The sequence below is a fragment of the Streptomyces bugieae genome, from assembly GCF_036352915.1.
In the GTDB taxonomy this organism is placed as follows: domain Bacteria; phylum Actinomycetota; class Actinomycetes; order Streptomycetales; family Streptomycetaceae; genus Streptomyces; species Streptomyces endophytica.
Window position 1 is genome coordinate 1 of the sequence record NZ_JAZBJP010000105.1, and the last position, 486, is coordinate 486.

Below are 486 nucleotides of genomic sequence, written 5' to 3' on the forward strand. Positions count from 1 at the left end.
CTCTACACCCACCGTGAGATGCAGGCCGAGGCCGAGGCGTGGCAGGCGTCGGCAGCCGCTCAGCAGCGCCTGGCCGACGAGCTGGCCCGCGAGGGGCACGCCATCGCCGCCGGCATCCACCGGCGCGGCGCGCGCGACGCACGGCAGCACGCGGCGGCCGCCCGGCTCGGTTGGCCGTACTACGAGGCCTTCATCAACGGCTGGTGACGGTCTGCCGGTTGCCTCCTCTGCCCGTCCCGGCCGTACGACGCCGGTACGGGCAGGGCCGAGGGGAGCCGGACAGTCCAGCTCCACGAAGGGATGGCCATCATGCGCGGAACCCGGATCAAGCTCATCACCGACATCCAGGCCGGCGGCACCCGGCACAAGGCCGGGGCCGAGGGCACCGTCGAGAAGACCCACACCGGAGGCGACCTCACCGTCCGCATGGACGACGGCCGCACCACCTTCCCCAGCAAGGACGAAGTGACTGCCGCGGAGCAGTAG

Annotated in this window: 1 protein-coding gene and 1 pseudogene; both read left to right on the plus strand. The window is 72.4% G+C overall.

The window, feature by feature from the left end:
* Window positions 1–207 (plus strand): annotated as a pseudogene (locus tag V2J85_RS40385) (hypothetical protein); the annotation flags it as partial.
* A gap of 102 nt (window positions 208–309) precedes the next feature.
* Window positions 310–486 (plus strand): hypothetical protein, encoded by a 177-nt coding sequence (locus V2J85_RS40390; protein ID WP_311604009.1) that lies wholly within the window; start codon window positions 310–312, stop codon window positions 484–486.